This is a genomic window from Thermostichus sp. MS-CIW-38 (assembly GCF_054058415.1).
The window spans coordinates 1-19,062 of the sequence record NZ_JBSSAH010000053.1 but is presented as its reverse complement, the minus strand read 5'-3'; the positions used below and the strand labels follow the sequence as shown (position 1 = coordinate 19,062).

General features: G+C 57.8%; 19 protein-coding genes. 13 read left to right on the top strand and 6 right to left on the bottom strand.

The features are described from left to right. Positions 1-205 precede the first annotated feature (205 nt). The gene (locus ACVWXZ_RS13350) at positions 206-1,219 is read left to right on the top strand and encodes an ATP-binding cassette domain-containing protein (protein WP_457404206.1); all 1,014 of its coding nucleotides are present in this window, start codon (positions 206-208) and stop codon (positions 1,217-1,219) included. Positions 1,220-1,331: 112 nt separating this feature from the next. Continuing rightward, the gene (locus ACVWXZ_RS13345) at positions 1,332-2,186 is read left to right on the top strand and encodes an ABC transporter permease (protein WP_457482625.1); all 855 of its coding nucleotides are present in this window, start codon (positions 1,332-1,334) and stop codon (positions 2,184-2,186) included. Positions 2,187-2,210: 24 nt separating this feature from the next. Here the strand turns inward: ACVWXZ_RS13345 and ACVWXZ_RS13340 are convergent, their stop codons facing one another. Next, positions 2,211-2,426: a hypothetical protein gene (locus ACVWXZ_RS13340; RefSeq protein WP_011433464.1), complete on the bottom strand. Its 216-nt coding sequence runs from the start codon at positions 2,424-2,426 to the stop codon at positions 2,211-2,213. A 116-nt stretch (positions 2,427-2,542) separates the two neighbouring features. Here ACVWXZ_RS13340 and ACVWXZ_RS13335 point away from each other — a divergent pair, with 116 nt between their 5' ends. From ACVWXZ_RS13335 to ACVWXZ_RS13315, 5 genes are all read left to right on the top strand, one after another. Beyond that, positions 2,543-3,193, top strand: a complete 651-nt coding sequence (locus ACVWXZ_RS13335) for a class I SAM-dependent methyltransferase (RefSeq protein ID WP_414412519.1) — start codon at positions 2,543-2,545, stop codon at positions 3,191-3,193. A 114-nt stretch (positions 3,194-3,307) separates the two neighbouring features. Further along, entirely contained in the window at positions 3,308-4,330 is a 1,023-nt protein-coding gene (gene thiL, locus ACVWXZ_RS13330) for a thiamine-phosphate kinase (protein ID WP_457482624.1), read from the top strand. Between the two features lie 206 nt (positions 4,331-4,536). Then, the gene (locus ACVWXZ_RS13325) at positions 4,537-5,130 is read left to right on the top strand and encodes a hypothetical protein (RefSeq protein WP_457482623.1); all 594 of its coding nucleotides are present in this window, start codon (positions 4,537-4,539) and stop codon (positions 5,128-5,130) included. Between the two features lie 77 nt (positions 5,131-5,207). Further along, positions 5,208-6,731: a S10 family peptidase gene (locus ACVWXZ_RS13320; protein ID WP_457482622.1), complete on the top strand. Its 1,524-nt coding sequence runs from the start codon at positions 5,208-5,210 to the stop codon at positions 6,729-6,731. Between the two features lie 66 nt (positions 6,732-6,797). Continuing rightward, positions 6,798-7,991, top strand: coding sequence for an RNA-guided endonuclease InsQ/TnpB family protein (locus ACVWXZ_RS13315; RefSeq protein WP_457482621.1), 1,194 nt, complete (start codon positions 6,798-6,800; stop codon positions 7,989-7,991). 383 nt (positions 7,992-8,374) lie between these two features. Here ACVWXZ_RS13315 and ACVWXZ_RS13310 read toward each other — a convergent pair whose 3' ends face one another. Beyond that, a complete protein-coding gene (locus ACVWXZ_RS13310; RefSeq protein ID WP_457482620.1) occupies positions 8,375-10,345 on the bottom strand; it encodes a protein kinase domain-containing protein in 1,971 nt (656 codons plus the stop codon). Positions 10,346-10,481: 136 nt separating this feature from the next. Between ACVWXZ_RS13310 and ACVWXZ_RS13305 the strand changes: the two genes are divergently transcribed. Then, positions 10,482-11,363 carry an inositol monophosphatase family protein gene (locus ACVWXZ_RS13305; protein ID WP_011433458.1) on the top strand — a complete coding sequence of 294 codons (882 nt, stop codon included), beginning with the start codon at positions 10,482-10,484 and terminating at the stop codon, positions 11,361-11,363. Here the strand turns inward: ACVWXZ_RS13305 and ACVWXZ_RS13300 are convergent. Then, positions 11,318-12,301, bottom strand: a complete 984-nt coding sequence (locus ACVWXZ_RS13300; RefSeq protein WP_414351237.1) for a glycosyltransferase family 2 protein — start codon at positions 12,299-12,301, stop codon at positions 11,318-11,320. The two genes, ACVWXZ_RS13305 and ACVWXZ_RS13300, sit on opposite strands and share 46 nt — an antisense overlap. Positions 12,302-12,691: 390 nt before the next feature. Beyond that, the gene (hemE, locus tag ACVWXZ_RS13295; protein ID WP_457404197.1) at positions 12,692-13,792 is read right to left on the bottom strand and encodes a uroporphyrinogen decarboxylase; all 1,101 of its coding nucleotides are present in this window, start codon (positions 13,790-13,792) and stop codon (positions 12,692-12,694) included. A gap of 243 nt (positions 13,793-14,035) precedes the next feature. Here hemE and crtE point away from each other — a divergent pair, with 243 nt between their 5' ends. Genes crtE through ACVWXZ_RS13275 form a run of 4 tightly spaced genes read left to right on the top strand, consistent with a single transcriptional unit; the run spans position 14,036 to position 17,017 of the window. After that, complete coding sequence (gene crtE, locus ACVWXZ_RS13290; RefSeq protein ID WP_457482619.1) at positions 14,036-14,929, top strand: geranylgeranyl diphosphate synthase CrtE; 894 nt, start codon at positions 14,036-14,038, stop codon at positions 14,927-14,929. 50 nt (positions 14,930-14,979) lie between these two features. Continuing rightward, on the top strand, positions 14,980-15,462 hold the full coding sequence (locus tag ACVWXZ_RS13285; RefSeq protein WP_414417982.1) for a divergent PAP2 family protein: 483 nt from the start codon (positions 14,980-14,982) through the stop codon (positions 15,460-15,462). A 13-nt stretch (positions 15,463-15,475) separates the two neighbouring features. Continuing rightward, positions 15,476-16,123: a hypothetical protein gene (locus ACVWXZ_RS13280; RefSeq protein ID WP_457404193.1), complete on the top strand. Its 648-nt coding sequence runs from the start codon at positions 15,476-15,478 to the stop codon at positions 16,121-16,123. A 51-nt stretch (positions 16,124-16,174) separates the two neighbouring features. Then, a complete protein-coding gene (locus ACVWXZ_RS13275; protein WP_414350903.1) occupies positions 16,175-17,017 on the top strand; it encodes a SirB1 family protein in 843 nt (280 codons plus the stop codon). An 89-nt stretch (positions 17,018-17,106) separates the two neighbouring features. Here the strand turns inward: ACVWXZ_RS13275 and ACVWXZ_RS13270 are convergent, their stop codons facing one another. Beyond that, positions 17,107-17,289, bottom strand: a complete 183-nt coding sequence (locus tag ACVWXZ_RS13270; RefSeq protein ID WP_414342619.1) for a hypothetical protein — start codon at positions 17,287-17,289, stop codon at positions 17,107-17,109. A gap of 200 nt (positions 17,290-17,489) precedes the next feature. Further along, positions 17,490-18,545, bottom strand: a complete 1,056-nt coding sequence (locus ACVWXZ_RS13265; protein ID WP_457404190.1) for a TauD/TfdA family dioxygenase — start codon at positions 18,543-18,545, stop codon at positions 17,490-17,492. 212 nt (positions 18,546-18,757) lie between these two features. On the opposite strand from ACVWXZ_RS13265, the gene ACVWXZ_RS13260 reads away from it, so the two are divergent. Further along, on the top strand, positions 18,758-19,062 hold a 305-nt coding region (locus ACVWXZ_RS13260; protein ID WP_457404189.1), incomplete at its 3' end, for an IS607 family transposase.

Genomic DNA, 19,062 nt, shown 5'->3' with positions numbered 1-19,062 from the left:
TCCGGGCTTGTTTTGTTCTCTGGTAGAGCAGAACAGGCTCAGGGCTACTGAAAGCCCGCTCCGTACCGCTTAGCGGTCGGAGCCGGGTAGTTTACCTCCCACCATCCCTAGGGGGCTGGCGGCAACGAGCAAGAAATGGTGGCGATCCCTGGCCTCATCTCCCGAACAGGCTTGATAGCCTAGAGGAAGCGAGATGTGGATACCCATGTCAGATACTCCTGCGGTCTTGGTAGAGCAACTTCAAAAGCGCTACGGATCCACAGTGGCCGTGGCGGACGTCTCGTTTCAGGTGGAACCCGGCCAGATCTACGGCATTCTCGGCCCCAATGGAGCGGGCAAGACCACCACTTTGCATTGCCTCTGCACCTTGCTCCGTCCCGACTCAGGCCGGATAGAGGTGTACGGGATCCCGGCCAGCGAAAACCCCAAAGCGGTACGAGAAAAACTGGGGTTTGTCGCCCAAGAGGTGGCCTTGGATAAGGTGCTGACCGGGCGAGAATTGTTGCAGTTGCAGGCCGACCTCTACCACCTGCCTCGCCCCTTGGCTCAAGAGCGAATCGTTGCCGTCCTGGAACTGCTGGGGCTGACCGACCGCGCCGACCAACTCATCGGTACCTACTCCGGCGGGCTGCGCAAACGCTTGGATCTGGCGGCAGGACTGCTCCATCAACCCCAGGTGCTGGTCTTGGACGAGCCCACGGTGGGCCTGGACATTCCCAGTCGGCTGGCCATCTGGGATTTTTTGCGCCAACTCAAGAACACAGGGATCACAGTGGTGCTCAGCAGCCACTACCTGGAGGAGATCGACCTGCTGGCGGATCGGGTGGCCATCATCGACCGGGGCAAGGTGATCGCCGAGGGAACCCCCGAGGAGCTGAAAACCCGCGTCGGCGGCGAGCGCATCACCGTCAAGCTGCAGGAATTTGCCCCGGCGGAACTGGCCCAACGGGGTGCCCAACTGCTGGGATCCCTGCCCTTTGTCCAGAAGGTGGTGATCAACAGCGCCCAGGGCAACGCCCTGAACCTGGTGGTGCAGCGGAATGGAGAGGATCCCCTCAGCCAGATTCGCGCCCACTTGCAGGCTCATGGGCTAGAGGTGTTCAGCAGCACCCAGTCTCGTCCCAGCTTGGATGATGTGTATTTGGCGGCAACCGGGCAAACCCTGATGGACGCGGAGCTGGCCGCTGCCGAGGCCAATCTGGGCAAAAAGAAAAAGTAACTTCATCACCTCATGCTCGAGCCCCATTGATCCCTATACAAAGGCACATCGAGGTATTTGGTAGATGGATTTGGAATGGATTGATTGATCGCAACCCTACAGGAGCTTTGGTATGAACTCTGCCTCTTCCTCGGTTCAACCCAACCCGATCCCCCTTCTGACGGCTGATTTTTGGCAGGAGACCTTTGCCCTCACCCGCCGCTTGTTTATCCAACTGCAGCGTCGCCCCACAACCTTGCTGGTTGGCATTATCCAGCCGTTGCTCTGGCTGATTCTATTTGGAGCTTTGTTTCAGAATGCTCCTGCCGGCATTTTCGGGGCCGGACAAAACTACACCCAGTTTTTGGGGGCGGGAGTCATTGTGTTTACGGCTTTTGGTGGAGCCTTGAATGCTGGGGTGCCGGTGATTTTCGACCGAGAATTTGGCTTTTTGAACCGGCTGTTGGTGGCTCCCCTCACCTCTCGTTTTTCCATTGTTCTCGCCTCTAGCCTGTTCATCGTCAGCTTGGCGCTGCTACAGACGGCGGCGATTGTGGGGGCAGATTACGCCCTTGGGGCCGGGATCCCCGACGGGCCAGGCTTGGCGGTGGTGGCCCTGATCGTGGGCCTGTTGGTCTTGGGCTTTACGGCGCTGAGCTTGGGCTTGGCCTTTGCCATGCCGGGGCACCAGCAATTGCTGGCTTTCATCTTTTTGGTCAACTTGCCCCTGATCTTTTCCAGCACGGCCTTGGCTCCCCTGAGCTTTATGCCCACCTGGCTGCGTTGGGTGGCCAGCCTCAACCCCCTCACCTTTGCCATCGAGCCCATCCGCCATGTTTACCGCAGCAGCCATTGGAGCTGGGCCGATGTGGTGCTGCAGGCTCCCTGGGGCGATCTCACCCTGGCGGGATCCCTGGGCCTTTTGACGGGGTTTGTGGGGGTGTCGGTTCTACTGGTGCAGGGGGTGTTGCGCAAAAGCTTGGCCTGAGCATCTCTGTCCAGGCTGTGCCGCTCAAAGCCACTGGCGGGAAACGGACTTCTCCATAGCCGCCTGTGCCCGCTGCACCAGAGCCAGGGGGCTGTCCTGGGCTGGGGAAACGCTGAGAGAAGGAGTAAGGCTGCGAGCCTGCAGAGCCATGTGGAGCTGCAGTTCGGTTACGTACTCCCGCAGGCCAAAGTTAGACCCAGAAGAAGAAGGAGCCGCTGAAGAGGGGTGAGACACAGACATCACGGCAAAGAGTCCTTCGCGAAATGGCCACTGCTGCTCTGCTAAGGTATCACGCCCACCCCTTTTCCGAAGCTTCCAAAATGTTAGCTTTGATTAAGATTTGCAACCGTTTGGCCATGGTGGTGCTCAAGGATTGGCAGCGCTCCAAGTTGGATCCCAGCGACGATGCCCTCTTTTACAGCTATCCTCGCTTCGTGACTCATGTGGATTCTGGCTTCATCGGCCAGCTCACCGATCTATACCGCGAGCATTTGCGGCCCCAGACCCGCATTCTCGATCTGATGAGCAGTTGGGTCTCCCATTTGCCGCCTGAGATGGAGTTTGCCCATGTGGAGGGGCATGGGATGAACCCTGAGGAACTGGCGGCCAACCCCCGGCTGGATCACTTCTTCATCCAAAACTTGAACCAAAACCCAAGTCTGCCCTTCCCTGATCAATCCTTCGACGCGGTGCTAAACACGGTCTCGGTGCAGTATCTGCAGCAGCCGGAGCAGGTGTTTGCCGAGGTGTATCGCATCCTAAAGCCCCAGGGCCTGTTCATCGTCAGCTTCTCCAATCGCATGTTTTTCCAGAAGGCGATCCAGGCTTGGCGGGACAACTCTGAGGCGGGGCGGGTGGAGTTGGTCAGGCGCTATTTTGAGTCGGTGCCGGGGTTTGAGGTGGTGAAAGTGATCCAGCGGCCTGCCCCTATGGGTTGGCTGGGCTTTTGGGCAGGCGGAGGCGGGGATCCCTTCTATGCCCTGATTGGACAGCGGACGGCGGGGTAGAATTCTCCAGCTTGCCTGTGGCGTGCAGGCGGGATCCTTGGAAATATCCAACAAGACTCCAGCATCCACCAGATCTTGCAGCTGTGTTATCCTCGCTACCCTCAGAGGTCTGTCTTGTTCTCCGGTCTTCCTGACAGTGCTTCTCCACAAAACGGCGATCCTTCCCCCCTACCCATCTCAGCAATTGGGGAGGCAGGGCTGCTGCAGATCGTGCAGCGCTACTGTCCGGCCCAGGTGGTGGGAGACGATGCGGCGGTGTTAGCTGCTCCGGAGGGGCAGTTGGTGGTGACAACCGATGTGTTGGTGGAGGGAGTTCACTTCAGCGATCTGACGACCCCGGCCCATGCGGTGGGCTGGCGCGCGGTGGCCGCCAATCTGTCGGATCTGGCCGCGATGGGATCCCGTCCGCAGGCGTTGGTGGTGGGCTTGGGCTTGCCGGGCTCCACGCCGGTCGCTTGGGTGGAGGAGCTTTATCAAGGGATGCAAGCCTGTTGCGCCCGCTGGGGATGTCACCTGGTGGGAGGGGATCTGTGTCGGTCGCCGCATCGATTTGTGGCAATCACGGCCCTGGGATCGGTGCAGCCGGGGCGGGCCATTCAGCGCAGACGGGCTCAACCCGGCGATTGGCTGGTGGTGACAGGGCCGCACGGAGATGCGCGGGCAGGCTTGGAACTGCTTCTCCATCCTGAACAGGGATCCTCAGCTACGGCGGCCGAGCGCGAGCAGTTGATCAGGGCTCACCAATACCCACGCCCGCGCCTGGATCTGGTGCCCCTCTTGGAAGGGATCCCGGATCCCTTGCGCGTTGCCGGTATGGATACCAGCGACGGTTTGGCAGATGCCCTGGTGCAGGTGTGTCAGGCCAGTGGGGTGGAGGCAAGGATTGCCGTGGAGCGGATCCCGATTTCAGAAGCTTTGCGGCAGGCTTTCCCGGCCCAAGCCTGGGAGTGGGCGCTTTATGGGGGCGAAGATTTTGAGCTGCTCCTCAGTGCCGAGGTGTCGGTGGCCAAGCACCTGTTGGAAGAATTGCCGGGGGCCGTTTGGATTGGAGAAGTGACAGGCTGGGATCCGCAGGGAACCGTCTGGCTGAAGGACGGGCAGGCCCTCAGCCGTCAACAAGCCTTCCAGCATTTCTGAGAGAAGTTGTGCTGCAAGATGGCCACCCAAACTGCCAACAGTTGAAGACAAATCGACTTGTGGGGGAAAACAAGCTTCAGGAAGGATTCGGTAACCTAGAAGCGGAGAGAAGTTGAGACAAGGAAGCAAATTGACCTGGAACAGCTTCAGGCAACTGCTCAGAACTCCGCAGAACTTGGATTGGAGAAGCATTGGAGACTCTACTCATGAAAGCTATCTTAACAGCAGCCCTTATTGGCCTGGCCGGGATCCCTTCGTTGGCCCCCTTGCCCAGTTCGGCTCAGCCGCTTTTTGAATTGGGTGCCTACCGCCTTGAGCAGGGGACGATTATCCCGGTCGGCAGCCTGAGTAGCGAAGGGCCGCAATACTTTTATCCCGACACCGTCTATCCCCTGGAAGTGGCCGTTACTCAGAACATTTTTGACAGCCAGGGGCGCTTGGTGATCCCGGCGGGTAGCCGCATTTTTGGACAGATGGAACCTGCACCGGGCGGATCCCGCTTTGTCGGCACTTCCATTGTTCTCGGCGGTCGTACCTACAGCCTGCGGGCTTCCTCCAACATCCTCCACGACGAAAAGGATCCCCGTCAGTATTCGGCTGAGGCCATCGCTCAGGATGCAGCCATTGGGGCAGCCGCAGGGGCCATTTTGGGGGCCATCACGGGCAGAGTCTCGGTGGGCAATGTCTTAGGAGGCGCCGTGACCGGAGTGGTGGTGGGCAATGTTACCGCTCCCCAGGTGGTGGTGCTGCGCCCCGGCCAATCTTTCAATCTGACCTTGGAAGCTCCGCTGACGCTGTGAGGTTCCATTTGGAGGTGTTGATGGTCGGCGACTTGTGATTCACTGGGGATCAAGTTGCCGATCCCTGTTTTCATTTCATGGCTACTGAATCTAAGCCCACTTCCCCCCTCTCCTCCACCGAGCACAGGTTTACGGCTGGAGAGGAGAGCTTTACCTACAGAGCGCTGGCCGGTTGGCAGACCCTTTTCCAGCGGGAAAAACCGGTGGCCGAGATCTTTCACGTCGCCTATCTGAAGCAAGACTCTGCTGCCCAGCACCGCCCTCTCACTTTTGTGTTCAACGGTGGGCCTGGGGCAGCTTCTGCCTACCTGCACATGGGAGCGCTGGGGCCCAAACGGATTGGCTTCGGGCCCAACGGCAGTTTGCCCCCCTCCCCGGTGCGGCTGGTGGACAATGCCGAAAGTTGGTTGCCCTTTTCCGACCTGGTCTTTGTCGATCCGGTGGGGACGGGGTTCAGCCGCGCCCTGCCCAAGGATTCTCAAGACCCCAAAGATTCCCGGGAGAAATCCGATCCGGCATCCAAGCCCCCTCAGCCGGATGCTAAGGCGGAGGAGCCTCCTAAGGAATCGCCCTTCTGGGATGTGGAGCGGGATTTGCAATCCTTGGGAGAATTCATTCAGGGCTTTCTTTCCCGATACAAACGCTGGCTCTCCCCCATTTTCATTGCCGGCGAGAGTTACGGTGGGTTTCGGGTGGCGCGGCTGGCCAAGGAGCTGCAATCCAAGTTTGGCGTGGGCCTGTCGGGGGCCATTCTCATCTCGCCTGCACTTGAGTTTGGGTTGCTGGAGACCAACGATTACAACCTCAGCACTTGGGCAACGCTTTTCCCTTCCTACGTAGCTACAGCAGCTCATCATGGACGGTGTGGCTGGGGGGAGGATTTGCAGATCCTGCTGCCCAAAGCAGAACGCTTTGCCCGGCAACGTCTGCTGCCCCTCTTGGCTATGGGAGAGGCGATGCCAGAGGCAGAACGGCAAGCGGTGTATCAGGAGATGGCGGCAGGGATCGGCTTATCTCCAGAGTATGTGGCCCACAAAGGCGGGCGGATCGATATCGCCAGTTTTGCCCGCGAGCTGTTGCGGTCGCAGCGACTGGTGCTGGGGCTCTACGATGCTTCTGTAACCACGGTGGATCCCTTTCCGGATCGGCCTACCTTCGAGGGATCCGATCCCACCTTGGATGGGATCGATCGCCTGTTCACGGCAGCCATCAACAGCCACTTGCGAGAGACCTTGCAGGTGGAAACGGAGTTGACCTATCACCTACTGAACCTGGAGGTGTTCAAGTCCTGGCGGTTCACCCCAAAAGGAGAGTTGAAGCAAGGATTCATCGGGGCAATGGACGAGCTGCGCAGCAGCATGGCCCTCAACCCCCACATGCGGGTGAGCATTCATCATGGTTTTTACGACCTGGTCACTCCCTACTTTGCCTCGAATCACTTGGTGGATTTGATGAAGTTGGATCCGCGGTTGAAGGCCAACCTCACCCTACGTCATTATCGCGGCGGACACATGTTCTACACCTGGGATCCCTCGCGATTGGAGTGGTTTACAGAAATGCGTGAGTTTTACTCGAAAACAGCTTCCAGCTCAGCTTACTAGCGCAGGAGCCCCGCACTGTACCCGTAGGGTCAGTGCCGGGAGGAATGCGGAAGTCACAATAGAACCATGACCCAAGTCCTGACCGTCTCCTGTAAGCTCAAGGCATCCCAGTCGCAAGCCGCCAAATTGGACGCGACGATGGAGGCTTTTGGCCAAGCCTTGAACTGGGTCAACCAAAACACACCCGAGAAAGTCGCCAACGCCGTTAAGCTCCAGTCTCTGTGCTACCGCGAAATCCGTGCCCGGTTCGGCTTGTCCAGTAACTTGGCTCAACAGGTGTGCAGACGGGTGGCAGGCGCTCGCAAAGTGGCGAGACAGCCCAACCGTCCGGTTAAAGAGTTCAAGCGTAGGTTCGTTACCTACGATGCACGTATCTTCTCATTTCGCGAGAAAGACTGGACGGTGTCGCTGACCACGGTTGAAGGGAGAGAACGCTTTGAACTGGCCATTGGCAACTACCAGCGTGGGATGCTGGCTGGTTCCAACCCAAAAGCTGCCACCCTGGTCAAGCGCAAAGATGGCTCCTACTACATCCAGATTTGCGTAGAGAAAAAGCCACCCAAGCAACAAGATACCGACAAGGTGATCGGGGTGGACTTGGGAAGGACAGATATTGCCCATACGTCAGAGGGGGACAACTGGAATGGACAGCAGTTGAACCAAGTCCGCGACCACTACTCCAAGCTGAGGGCGGCACTCCAACGCAAAGCCAGTAAGGGCACACGCAGTTCGCGGCGCAGATGCAGAGAACTGTTGCAACGGCTGTCTGGCAAGGAGAGACGTTTTCAGGCGTGGGTCAATCATCGCATCTCCAAAGCTATTGTCTCTAGGGCAAAGACCACAAACAGCGCTATTGCTCTGGAAGACTTGACAGGGATCCGGGAAAGAGTCAATCAACAGCCGCGCAACAAGGCCGAACGGCGCAGAACCAACAGTTGGGCGTTCTACCAACTGAGGCAGTTTCTGGAATACAAGGCGAGAGTTGCAGGGGTTTCTCTGGTTCTTGTTCCGCCTGCCTACACGTCGCAGACCTGTCACAAGTGTTTGCACATCCATCCCGACCCTGCGCAATCCTATCGCAGTGGGAAGCAGTTTAAGTGTGGGCACTGTGGATGGGAAGGGGATGCGGACTGGAATGGGGCCAACATGATTGCCAAACTTGGGGCTGCCGTAAACCAGCCTAGAGGTCCGTGGTTGGCTTGCCAACTGCAGGGCTACCGAAAGCCCGCCCCGTACCGCTTAGCGGTCGGAGTCGGGTAGTTTACAGTCATAACATACTCGCCGGGCGAGGATTCTGGTTCCTGGTTTTGCAGCAGCACTTATAGTCAATTCAAATGGCAATGAGACACTAGCCGGTGCAATAGCTCCGCTAGAAAGTTCCTCTATAGCGTGCATCCTTGCCCTCTTGAAATTTAGGCCAGGACAGTGGCCCACACCCAAAACGTTGCATGCACAGGGCCATAGGGCTTTTCTCAGTAGCTCAAACGACCCTACTCCCTACAACCAGTCGCGTAGCTCTGAGCTGGGGATCTCACGGCGCTCCCCGGTAACCGTGAGAAAAATCGTGAGAAAAATAATGAGCGGTTTTGATTCCTGTCTTTCCCTCTTCTTGAGAGAGAGAACTCAGATGGGATCCCTGTGGGCTAAGGGGCTTGTTGTTGACTTTGAACAGGAGGGATCCGGCGCAAATTCAAAAGCACCATTGCGCTAAGGGGGCGCGTGTTGGCCAGTAGCCCCACGATCAGCAGCAGCCAACTGTTCAAGGTAGTATTGTCCAGCAGCCAACCCATCAACAGAGCCGATCCTGCCCCTTCGGCAACTGCCGCCAAGATCCAAGCCCGGCTACCTTTCCAGCGCTGAGACCACAAGGCCCATTGCAGCCCACCAACGCCGACCCCCACCAGCAAACCGCGCAGCGCATCTCCCATTGCCTGCAAGACATTTTGGAGCCAGGGATCCGTCGGGTTAAAAGCAGAGGTTGCTACCCCCACCTGGGGAGCGAGGAAATCCGCCGCCGCCCAGCCCAAAGCCGTGGCCAGCAAAGTTGCAGCCACCCATCCCACCGAAACCTGCCGCCGCAACACCAGCCACTGCAGCAGCCCCATCAGCAAGCCAAGGCCGGCTCCAGCCACCGCTTCTTGTAGTGATCCCAAAGCCGCCAGCAGAGGCGCTGATGCCCCCAGCCCCAGGTAGCCGATCCCAGCCGCCCCCAAATTGGCCAAGAGCCAACTCAACGCCGACTCTTTGCCCAGGCGGGGTGCATTCAGGGGTGCATCCAACAGATGAGAGCCGGACTTGCTGTTGACATGTTCCTGCCCAACCTTCTGTTCCACCTCGCGCAGCCCCTGTTCCGCTGAAGGGTTACCCGGCTCCAGCCGCAGCACCCCTTGATAATCCATCTGGGCAAGGCCCCAATGTCCCTGCCGTTGGTGGGCCAGGCCGCGGTAGAGATAGTAGCGGGCTTCGTTGGGGGCGCTCTGGATCAGCTCATTGAGCAGATGGACGGCCATCTTGTACTCGCCTGCCTCGATCAGACTGACCGCCTGCTGGAGCTTTTCTTCCTCAACTGGGGCAGTTCGGGGCTGTTGGGAAGTCGGCTGGCCAAATCCGGTCGGGATCCGCTGGGGACGAACACCTGGAGATGCAGGAGATGAACTTGAGGGAACGAACGGGGCAGGAGGGGCAACCTTGTTTCCATAGACAGCCTGTAGCTGCTGGCTGAGCCCTTCCATGTTGGCCGGGCGGAGGGCAGGGTCTTTCTCTAGGCACTGGAGGACAACCTTCTCCAGGGCAGCGGGGATGGGGTGGGCTAGCTTGTGGTCTTGGAAGGGGCGGGGCTTTTGAAAGTTGTGGACGTGGTACCAGCCTTGCAAGGTGTCGGTATCCGGCTCGAAGGGCAACGCACCAGTTAACAGCTCGTACAGCACCACCCCCAGGGAATAGATGTCGGAGCGGCCATCCAGCTTTTCTCCGCGCATTTGCTCGGGCGAGGCATAGACCATCGTACCCAAAAAATAGCCCGTCTGCGTCAGGCCACGAGAGGTCTCCCCCATGAGCTTGGAAATGCCGAAGTCCAGGATCTTGACCCGCTCTTTCCCATCGGGCCCTTTCTGCACAAAGATGTTGCTGGGTTTAATGTCGCGGTGGATGACGCCGCGAATGGAGTGCTTGCCCAGATCCATCTGAAAGTTGTGGGCGTGGTGCAGGGCAGAGCAAATTTGCAGAGCCAAGTTCACCACTCGCTCTGGGTGCAAGGGGCCTTCCCGAGCCAGCACATAGTCCAACCCCTGGCCGCTGTAGGGTTTGGCATTCAGGTACTCCATCACCAGATAGGGCTGGTTTTGGTACAGGCCGTAAGAGCGCACCTGCACGATGTTGGGGTGCTCGCCCAACAGAGCGCTGACCCTGGCCTCATCCATGAAGCGTTGCTGCAGTTGCTGGTAGTACTCTGGGCCCATGTCCGGTGGCGGCGGGCGCAACAACTTGACGGCCACCAGCTCGTCATTGAGCTGGGTATCCACCGCCTCGAACACATTGCCGTAGCCACCCTCGCTGATGTGGCGGGTCAGCCGGTAGCGGTTGCCAATCAGTTGTCCAATCAGGCGCTGGTTCATGGAGGAGGGTGGCCAGCTGGGGAGTTTACCTATGATTCTAGTCAGCTTAGGGGCTTAAAACCTGCTGGTGAGGGATCCGCTGCCATTGCGACCCCTTTTCCACCCCAAAAGCCAGGGATCCCGCTAGGATTGGGGCATGAGTGCTCCTTCTGCAACTGCTGCTCTATCCCCTTTCTGGCTGGAGGTTACCGAGTTTGCCTTGCAGGCTACGGCCAGCGTGGGATCCCAGCTCTTGGCAGACTTTGGCCAGGCCCACCCTACGGTTCGCGCCAGCGGGACGGAGTCCTTAAAAGCCGACGGCAGCTTGGTAACCTCTTCTGACCAGTGGGCGGATCGCGCTTTTCAAGGGGCCATTGCCGCTGCCTACCCCGATCACGGTTATCTGAGCGAGGAATCCAACCACATTTTTCCCGAGAAGGAGTGGTGTTGGGTAGTGGATCCTTTGGATGGCACCACCAATTTTGCCCGTGGGATCCCCATTTGGGGCAGCTCCTTGGCTTTGCTGCATTGGGGCGTGCCGGTGTTTGGCTGTGTCCATCTGCCGCCCATCCGCCAGACTTTTTACGGTTATTGGCCTCGGTTTCCTGGGGATGCAGCAGCAGGAGCTTTTCTCACCCGCCACGACCGGGATCCCGCCTGTCCCCAGCCGATCCGTCCTAGCACCGCCTCACCCGGCCCCAACCAATTGTTCAATTTCTGTTCCCGCAGCAGCCATTGGATTAGCCCGCAATTCCCTTGCAAAGCGCGGATGTTGGGGGGTGCTGCCTACAACCTGCTGGCGGTGGCCGGTGGCAGCCTTTTGGGGGCGGTAGAACGCTCGCCCAAGATCTGGGATGTGGCGGCAGTGTGGGCCATTGTCAAGGGGGCCGGCGCCGTTTGGGAACCCCTGAGCTGTGCCGATCCGGATCCCGGCCAGCCTCTCATTCCCGGCAAGGATTATGGCCGACTCACTTACCCCGCCCTGGTGGCAGCTCAAGCCGAGTGGATCCCCTTGTTTCGCGCTTTCATCGCTCTGTAGCTTTCGTAAACGGCCTGCACGTTGTACCAGTTGAGGAAAAAAATCCGGCACAGCTCCAGAGCCAACTGCGAGCGGCCATGCCGGATCAACCAGCGCAGCAGCGGTTCCACCCGCTTCTCGTTCAGCCAGCCCCCCAGGGATAAAAGGCCCCACAGGAATTGGTGCAGGGGCGTCAGTTGGATCATCAGGCGCACGGCCCAGGTGGGGTGTTTTTGGTAAAAGAGAATACCCATGCGGCCCCGCTGCCGTTCCCGCTCAATCAATCCTGGGATCTGCTGCAGCTCAAAGGGTGGATGCCAGTGGTAGCCGGTGGCCTGGGGGCACTTGACCAGGCGCAGGCCCAAACGTTTTAGCCGCACCCCCAGCTCCAGGTCTTCCCAGCCGTAGAGGTGAAACCGCTCGTCAAAGGGGCCGGCGGGGGTTTCGCAGGCCAGCTCCAACCAATGGCGGGCAATGGCCACGTTGCCGGTGGCGAAAAAGGCTGCCGAAAAATCGGTGGGCTTGAAGGGTTCGGAGCGGGGATCCTGAAAATTGCTCGTGTTGATCACCCGCCCGTAGGTGAAGACCTTGGCCTCGTGGGGGGAGCGGGGATCCCCTGTAACGCCGTGCCGCCGCAGCATCTGGGCGTGGCTGGCCAAGAAGTGATCCACCACCACCAGGTCGCTGTCGATAAAGACGATGAGGGATCCCTGGGCGTGGCGAAACCCCAGGTTGCGGGCAGCGGCGGGGCCGCGGTGCTCCTGCTGCAACAGTTTCCACTGGGGCAAGCCGATGGGGTTGTTCTGCAGCCATTCCACTGTGCCATCGGTGGAGCCATCGTCCACCACCACCACCTCGTAGCCCTCGTAGGGGCCGGGCTGTTGCTGCGCCAAGGCCCGCAGACACTGCTCCAAAATGGGACGGCGGTTGTAGGTGGGAATGATGACGCTGATGTACACCGGGGATCCCTGGAGATGGCCGTGCAACCTTAGAGCAAAAGTTGAGCAAAACGCTTCAGGGAGGAGGGGTTCGCGCTGCCTGTTAGGCTAGAGGGCTTTTAGGAGCATGACTCTAGTCAATAATAAGCTCAACTATACTGAAAATAATGTATAATATGTTCAGTACGGATTACTACCAGTTGATCTTTCTGTTTACTTTCGAGTCTGCCAACATGGTAGCCAAAGCAAAGCAGAAAATTGGTAGTAAGACGACACGGAAACTGCGCTTTGGGTATTCTACTCAAAGCTTTGCGGGATACCGCCATTCTGTTTGGACTCCGTCCCGCTAACGCGAATGGAAACAAACAGAATGCTATCGCTGCATAGTTGAACAGTGATGTTCAGCAGTGTTCAGCGTAAATGTATCAGCTCTGCCGACTGGCGCACCGTCTCGAAAAAGTGATGGACATTGGCCTCTGGAGTGCTTGGGTGGATGCCATGGCCCAAGTTCATGATGTGTCCACGGGATCCGGCTTTTCGAATCACCTCTAGGGTGCGCTGCCGGATGAACTCCGGGGATCCCAGCAACACCATTGGATCCAGATTGCCCTGCACCGCCAGGGATCCCAGGCGGGCCCTGGCCTCTGCCATATCGCTCATCCAATCGAGGCTGAACACGTCGATGCCGGCTTTGCCCACCCGCTCCAGCAAAGCGGCGCTGCCGTTGATGTAGAGGATCAGTGGCACCTGCGGATAGCGAGCTTTCACCTGATCCACAATTTGCTTTTGGTAGGGCAAGGCCCAACACTCGTAATCGGCTGGGCTGAGCTGGCCGGCCCAAGTATCGAACAACTGCACCACCTGGGCACCGCCCTCGATCTGGTAGATCACGTAGCGGGCAATGCTGTCGGCCAGCTTGCTCAGCAACTGATGCAGCAATGGCGGCTGTGTAAAGGCCAAGCTTTTGATGTGGGCATAATCTTTGGAGCTGCGCCCTTCCACGGCATAGCAGGCCAGAGTCCAGGGGGAGCCGACAAATCCCAGCAGCGTCGCTTTTCCTTCCACCTCGCGGCGCAGGGTGCTGAGAATGGTCTTGATGAAAGGCAGACTTTCTTCCGGTTCCAGGAGGCGAATGCGCTCAATTTGGGCTTGGGAACGAATCGGCGGGTCGATGATCGGCCCCTGATGCTCCACCAGCTCAAAGGGGATGCCCATGCCCTCAAGGGGGGTGAGGATATCGCTGAACAGGATCACCCCATCAGGGGCAAAGGCCCGAAACGGTTGCAACGAGATCTCGACGGCCAGCTCCGGGATCTCGCAGCGCTGCTTAAAGGTGTACTTGCTTTGCAGCTCGCGGTAGGCCGCCATGTAGCGACCCGCCTGGCGCATCATCCAAACTGGAGGGCGATCCAGCACTTCCCCTCGGGCCGCCCGCAGCAAACGGTCACCCAAGTGCTCCGCACCGCTGGCGGTGGAGGAGGTGGCGCTGAGCTGAACAGGCGAGTGGGACATAGGAGGGCAATCCGGCTAAAGATCCTTATGAATCCTGACATTGTGGCGACAGCAACCGCAAGTTGGCGGCTCAGGATCCCTGCAGTTTCTTCATCGGCTGCAACTTGCTGTTACTTCTTACCCTTTTGGCCTCTGGGCTGGGATCCCCAATTAAAGTGGACATGAGATAATGACACCTGACAAGTCTGTTGAAGAACGGCTCGACAAGGATCCCCCCATTGCCGAGTTGAGAGGAAACCCTGCTTGGTTGCCCAAACCTTTAACCTGAAAGCCTACCTGAGCCAGCGTCAGCAACAGGTGGAAGAAGCTCTCTCTGCAGCTTTGGTTCCCGCCTATCCGGAGCGCATTTACGAGGCGATGCGCTACAGCCTATTGGCAGGGGGGAAGCGCCTCAGGCCCATCCTCTGTCTGGCTGCTTGCGAGTTGGCCGGCGGCACTGTGGAGCAGGCTCTGCCTACCGCCTGTGCCCTGGAAATGATCCACACCATGTCGCTGATCCATGACGATCTGCCGGCCATGGACAATGACGACTTTCGCCGCGGCAAACCCACCAACCACAAGGTGTTCGGCGAAGACATTGCCATCTTGGCAGGAGATGCCCTGCTGGCCTTTGCCTTTGAGCACATTGCCAGCCAAACTCAGGGGGTACCGCCGCAGTTGGTGTTACAGGTGATCGCCCGCATTGGCCATGCTGTGGCGGCAACCGGTTTGGTGGGGGGGCAGGTGGTGGATCTGGAGTCGGAGGGCAAAGCCATTTCCCTGGAAACTCTGGAGTACATTCACAGCCACAAAACCGGCGCTCTGCTGGAGGTCTCGGTGGTTTCGGGAGGGATCCTGGCGGGGGGAGATGAGGAGCTGCTGGACCGCCTGAGCCGCTACGCCCGCGATATTGGCTTGGCCTTTCAGATTGTGGACGACATTTTGGACATCACCGCCACCAGCGAGCAACTGGGCAAAACGGCAGGCAAGGATCAAGCTGCCGCCAAAGCCACCTATCCCAGCTTGTTGGGCCTAGAGGCCTCCCGGCAAAAAGCCGAGGAGCTGATTCAATCGGCCAAGGAAGCGTTGCGCCCCTATGGATCGCGGGCAGAGCCGCTGTCGGCCCTGGCAGATTTCATCACTCGCCGTCAGCATTAGGACAGGACAAGGGGACAAGATCAGATGGGATCCCTGGAGACCCTGCTCGCATGTCTGTGCTGGAGAGCCGTATGCTGCAACAGTTGATGGCCAATCATGTCCTCTGGGTTGCTTTGCTGGCCAGTGTGTTGGCCCAAGCCATCAAGCTGATCCTTTCCTATGTGCGGTCAGGCAAGGTTAACCTGCGAGTCTTGGTGGAAACCGGGGGAATGCCCAGCTCCCACGCAGCGTTGGTGACGGCTTTGTCCATTGGGGTGGGGATGCAGGAAGGCTGGGACAGCCTGCTGTTTGCCGCGACGGTGGTTTTTGCTTTGGTGGTGATGTACGATGCCGCGGGGATCCGCCAAGCCGCCGGAAAACAGGCGCAGGTGCTGAATCGCCTCCTGGAAGAATGGTTTGAAGAAAAGGGCGCCGACCGTTTTCCAGAACCCTACCTGAAAGAATTGCTGGGGCACACTCCCGTTCAGGTCATGGCCGGCGCAGCTTTGGGAGCAGCCTGTATCACACTGTCATTTGCCCTGGGAGTAAACTGAGAGCCATTGGGGCATGCTAAGGCAGAAGTACCGCGGGGTGGTCATGGCTTCCAGTTCTCAACCTCGTCCGATCCAACGTTGCCCTTCCTGTGGCAAGCCGATCCCAGCCTACCGGTTCAAATCTCCCTACTGTGACCACTGCGGTTGGCGGGTGGCTCCGGCAGCGCAAACCCCTCAAAAAGGTGGATCCCTGGGCCAGAAAATCGCAGCTCAGGTAAACGGGATCGGATCCCAAGGTCAACGCTTCAAGGTGCCCCCTCTGCTGCAGCCGCTGCTGAACTTCAACTTTTACCTCTATCTGCTCTGGGGGATCAGCCCTCTGTTTCCGCTGGTGGTGGATCGACCCCTGCTGGCCGAATCCAACTATCTGCTCCTAATCCCGCTTTTGTTGAGCTGGGGGCTGCTTTATTTGGCGGTGCGAGATCTGCCGCTGCCGGACAATTTGCGGCTGCCGCGCCTGTTGTTGGATGTATCGTTCATCCTGCTGCCCTTCTTCCAGAAAATTAATGTGTCCAAAGCCCCCAACCGACCCTATTGGAATGCTCTGCTGATTTGGGTGATCGGGATCCTGCTGCTTGCCGCTTTGCGGCTTTGGAGCTTTAGCCTGCTCCTGACGGCGGTGACCTTGCTGTTGACCAGCTTTTGCACGCTGCTGTTCTAACCGAGATCCTTGCAAAGAACCTCAATATTTAATATTTAACTTTAACATTTCATGAGCATTCCTGCTGCCCGTCAACGCTTTGCCCTTGAAATCCAATCGGAGCCCATCGATCTGGGTCGGGCGGCCCTCTGGATTGCCCAAGAAGCCTATCCCGATCTGGAGGTGGAAGAGTATGTGGCCGCTCTGGATGAGATGGCCGCAGAGGTGCAAGAGCGCCTTCCCCCGGAGCGTTATCCCCTGCGGGTCATCAAGATCTTGAATCACTATCTCTTTGAGGATCTGGGCTTTCGTGGCAATCGCGAAGATTATTACGACCCACGCAACAGCTTTTTGAACGAAGTGATCGATCGGCGCACCGGGATCCCGATTACGCTGTCGCTGATCTATCTAGAGCTGGCGCGGCGGATCGATTTTCCCATGGCAGGAGTGGGCATGCCCGGCCACTTTTTAATCCGGCCCCTGTTTGCAGGCGCCGAGATTTTTGTGGATCCCTTTCAGCAGGGGGAGATTTTATTTCCAGAAGATTGTCAAGAGCTTTTGTCGCAAATCTACGGGCCTGGGATCCCTTTCCAAGAACACCACCTACGCCCCACCCCTCCCCGCCTGATCTTGGTACGCTTGCTCAACAACCTCAAGCAAATTTATCTGAGCCGCGCCGAACTGGAACCCGCTTTGGCAGCAGCGGAACGGATCTTGTTGTTGATCCCTGAATCCTTGCCCCACCTAAGGGATCGCGGGCTGTTGTATTATCAGTTGGGCCGTTGGCAGCAAGCCTGCCAGGATCTCAAGCGCTACTTAAAACAGGCGCCTTTCCACCCCGAGATCAATCGCTCTGATGAGCATTTAATCCGGGAAATTGTCGAGAGATTGGAATCTCATCCCGACTCATGCTAGGAGCATGCACAATTGCTCTCAGTTGTGCGTTGTGTAAGTGTGTAAGTTTTGAGCAAGATCTGCCGTCGTTTGCAAGCAAGGCTAGGTTTCTAGCAGGGATCGGAAGCAGCCCTTACCTCTTGGCGCAAAATGGCTTCCACCAGCTTATCTAAAGCCTCTAGATCAGATAGATCATAGTTTTTTTCCCAGAGGATTTGGTTAATGCTGGACTCCTGCTGCAGAGTTAAAACCGAAGATTGTAAAACCTCATCGATGATCTGGCGAATGCTCATCTTAACCTCGCAATCGTGAGAAGAATTGATGGCTTTGGCTCACAAGCCTAGAATGCTGGAAACGCTCTGCGATAGCCATCGTGAGGATCACGTATTTTGACATCAGAATCTGGGGCGACTCATCCAAACCCTTTCGGGGAAATCGCCAATAGTACTTTTACGGACTTGAGCTATGGATGGCGCTGAAGTCTGCGAACTTCTCAGGATCTTCTGAGACAGACCTGCTCCCCATTGAGGGCAGCTTGGGCCTCATCATCTGTTGCGAAGGCGGTGCGAATGATGCGCTCACCGGGATGGCGATCCCCTGCCGAAAGGCCGAGATCCCGCACCACAAATGAGCGCTGGATCCAGCGGTCGAAGCCATCGTAGCGGGGAGAGAAGGCAGTCCGTCCGTGAACGGTGCGGCGATTGTCAATACAGAGCAGATCCCCTGTTTCCAGCTTGATGCCTCGGTAGACAGCGTGGATTCCCTTCCTCAGGGCTTCTAGAGCCAGACTGGCTTCGGGGGTGAGCCCCACCATCAGGTCTTCGTCGTAGTTCCAGAAGGGATCCTCTCGACGGCCATACAGCACCGGCAAAATGGGTCCATTGATCAGGGCTTGCCGGTTGCCGAAGGAGTAGTCGATGCCGGTGCGATACAGGGGTTCAAACAGCAGCTCCCGCTCTCGCTCTCCTAGCAGAGGCAGGACATGACGGATGCTGGCGTAGGTGGTTTCCGCCACACGATCATGGTCGGGGCGCAGGCAAAACAGCAGCAAAAACTCCGGTGAGTGGGGATGAAAAACCGTCTCGCGGTGAAACTGTAGCCAAGTGCGGGATCCCTCGGAAGATTGCACCTCTTCGCTGTCGGGAGTAGGCACCAAGTTTTGAAACAAATCCCCGTTTTTTTCTTGGATGTAGGAGACCAAATGCCCCAAGCGGCTGCCGATCATCGCCAAGCAGCGTTCGCTGACAAAAGTGGTTTTCTCCTCAGAGCGCTGCGCCAGAGCCGGTGTGCGGGTATGGTCTAGTCCGGGATCCACGGGCAAGCCCCGCAGCAGCAGGATCCCTTCCGAATTGGAATACAACTGAAACTCCAGCAAGGCCCGCCGCAGATAACGGGGCAGCTCATCTGCCCGCATCTCGCAGTCCAGGAGAAATTCTTCTGTTTCCCGATAGGGATCGGGCCCAGGTGCCAAAAACAGGTTTATCGTCTTTTCATCAAAGCCCCGACAATCGATCAGCAGGCATCCTTTTGCAAGCTGTGAAGTCTTCATCACGATCCCTCACCACCCACTGCCCTAGTCATAGCAGCCGCAGCAACTTTTGGGCAGGGATCCTACACTCAAAACCCAATCTCGGCGAGTGTAGCGCACTACCCTTCGGTGCTAGAACCTCAGTCTGAGGCGGGGCAGAGCAAGGCTCTAGTCAATGATACGCTGGACTATACTGGAAATAATGTATAGCATGTTCAGCATGACTGCTTGGTATGGCTAGGTATGTGAAACCGAGAGAAGCGGCCGACTATTTCGGGGTGTGTCTCCACACTTTGAGGCGATGGGAGCAGAAAGGTTGGATCAAAGCAATACGTACGCCATCTGGTAGGGCAAGAAGGTATGACCTCGACAGTTACATCAGAACGCCAAAGAAAGCCAAACGAGTCGTTTTGTATGCCCGAGTTAGCAGCCGAGGGCAGAAGCCAGACTTGGAGAGACAGATTGCAAGACTGGTTAACCTCTATCCTGGAGCCGAAGTGGTCGGAGAGATTGGCGGCGGTCTCGACTTCAAAAGACC